The organism is Mesorhizobium sp. M0808 (genome assembly GCF_040320025.1).
GTDB lineage: Bacteria > Pseudomonadota > Alphaproteobacteria > Rhizobiales > Rhizobiaceae > Mesorhizobium.
This window is the reverse complement of record NZ_JAMYOX010000099.1, coordinates 1-2792: the sequence shown is the minus strand read 5'-3', so window position 1 is coordinate 2792 and position 2792 is coordinate 1. Positions and strand designations below refer to the sequence as shown.

At 67.8% G+C, this 2792-nt stretch carries 1 pseudogene; it reads right to left on the bottom strand.

What is annotated here, in order from left to right:
• Nucleotides 1-2761: pseudogene (locus NKI25_RS36080) on the bottom strand (AMP-binding protein); the annotation flags it as partial.
• Between the last annotated feature and the right edge of the window lie 31 nt (nt 2762-2792).

Genomic DNA, 2792 nt, shown 5'->3' with positions numbered 1-2792 from the left:
CCCCCGCCCCGCCGATATAGAGCTCGCCCACCGCCCCGAACGGCACCGGCGCACCATGAGCGTCCAGCAGGTAGATCCGCGTGTTCGCAATCGGACGGCCAATATGCGGCACGGCGTTGTCACTGAGAAGTCGTCCCGACGTTGCCACAACGGTGACTTCCGTAGGGCCATAGTTGTTTATCAACTTGAGAGGAGACGGTATCCGGGAAGGAACACGCTGGAGACGATCACCGCCGATCAGCAAATGTCCCAATTTTGGATTTACCAGCTCGTCTTGCAATGCGGTTATAGCCAGCGGTGTGGCTAGAAAGGCGGCGTCCAGTGGTTGATCACGCCACCATTGCAACAGACGCGAGGAATCTCCTGCTGCCGCCCTGGGCGGGAGCAGCAATGTGCTACGATTGCATAATGCGGACCATAGCTCCCAGGTGCTGGCGTCAAAAGCCACTGCAGCCGTGAGTGTGCAGCAGGTTTCTGGTTGCGGACAAAACGTTTGCACATGCCATGCTGTAAGATTGACCACTCCGCGATGCTCGACCATGACGCCCTTGGGCGTCCCGGTGGAGCCCGAGGTGTAGATCACATAAGCGAGATGGCGTGAGGTCAGGCCAAGGGCGCGCGGCTCGGGATCGCAAGCGGGCAGTTCGGCCCAAGCCGGGGTCGCCGTCTCCAGATCGACCACGCTCACATCGACAAGCGCCTCGGGGCCGAGCGCGGCGCGGCCGGCCGCATCGGCCAGCAGCAGCCGCGGCGCCGCATCCTCGACAACCTGCCGCAGCCGCGCGCAGGGATAGGCCGGGTCCAGCGGCAGATAGGCGCCGCCCGCCTTGAGGATCGCCAAGACACCCACCACCATCGCCGGGCTGCGCTCCAGGCAGATCGCCACCGGCTGGTCCGGCCTCACCCCGAGCGCGATCAGATGATGCGCCAGCCGGTTGGCTCGCGCGTTGAGCTCGCCATAGCTCAGGCGCTCGTCCTCATGGACTACCGCCAAAGCCTCCGGCGCCTGGCGCACCTGCGCCTCGAACAGCTCGTGGACGCACCGCTGCGACGGATAGGCCGCCGCCGTCCGGTTCAGATCCTCCAGCAGATAGGTGCGCTCGGCGGCCGGCAGGATATCCAGCTCCCGCACCGGCCTGTCGGGCGCCCGCTCCAGCGCCTCCGCCAATTGCTCGAGCACGTGCTGCATGTAGCCGCAGACCCGATCCGCAGACACCGGCTCCACCACCTGCGCCGTCAGGCCGAGCGCCTCGCCATAATCCTCCACCGACAGGGTCAGCGGATAGTTGGTGCGCTCCTCCCCGCCCAGCCATTCCACCCCGGACAGACCATCATCCGTGCCGGAGCCGGCCATGGCCGCCGGCGTGTTGTGGCGGTAGTTCAACAGCGCGCTGAACAGCGGCGCCGGCGCCGCAACGCCGCTGCAGCGTTGCGCCAGCGCCAGCGAGGCATGCTCGTGCGCCAGCAGCTCGGAAAGCCGCGCATGCGTGGTCCGCACGCTCGCCGCGACCCCGGTTCCGTCCAGGTCAAGCCGCACAGGCAGGGTGTTGATGAACAGGCCCAGCGCCCGGTCGGCGCCCGCACCCGCATGCATGCGGCCGAACAGCACCGTGCCGAACACCACCTGCTCTCGCCCGCTGCTGCGCGCCACCACCTGACCCCAGGCCAGATGGCACAGGCTGGCCAGGCTCACCCCCAGCCGCCGCGCCTGCTCCCGCAGCCGATCGTTGAGCGCCTGCGGCAGCATCCGCCGCGCCTCGCCGACCCCGCTGCCGTCGCCGCGCACCTCGCCCAGCCCGAACGGCATGGTCGGCTCGTCGATGTCCGCCAGCATCGAGCGGAAGAACTCTTCATGCGCCTTGGCATCGACACCCAGCCGTGCCTGCGCCACCAGATTGCGGAACGGCTGCGGTGCCGCAAGCTCATGCGCCTGCCCGCCGAGCACGGCCCGCACCTCGGCATGCATCACTTCCAGCGTCGTGTGATCGCCGATCAGATGGTGCTGCAACTCCAGCAGCAGCCAGCGCCCGCTGCCGGGCTCGCGCGCGATCCCAAACCGCAACAACGGCGCGCGGCCAAGGCCGATGCGGTGCCGGCGCGGATCAAACCGGCGCCTGAGCTCCTCGGCGCCGGAACCGTCACACGCATCCAGCTCGACCTCGGTCACCTCCAGCGGCGCACGCCGCCACACCACCTGGGCCGGGCTCGACAGCCCCTCCCAGACAAAGGCCGTACGCAAAATGTCGTGTCGGTCCACCACCTGCTGAACGGCGCCAAGATAGCGCTCCAACTGGCCGCGCTCGGCAAACGCCATCTGCGAGACCAGCAAATATGGATCGCCCTTCGTCGCCAGCAGATGATGGAACAGGATGCCGTCCTGCAGCGGCGACAACCCATAAATGTCCTGGATGTTGCCGACGCCGCCGGGCACCGTGGCGACGATCCGGTCGATCTCCGGCTGGGCCAGCTCGATGAGCGGCAGCATCTGCGGCGTAATTGCCGTGCTGTGTTCGGTGATCAGGTTGGCAGGCACCGCCACCTCGTGATGGCTGCCCAGGCTTGCGGCAAGATCGGCCAGCACCGGCCTGGCGAACAGGGTGCGCACATCCACCCCCAGCGACAGCCGCCGCAGCCGCTCCATCAGTTGCACCGCCAGGAGCGAGTGGCCGCCCAGTTCGAAGAAGTTGTCGTGGCGCCCGACCCGCTCGACACCGAGAAGCTCCGCCCAGATCTGTGCCAGCGCCGTGACGACCGCGCCGCGCCGGGCCGCCAATGCCCCCCCCCCCAAAGCG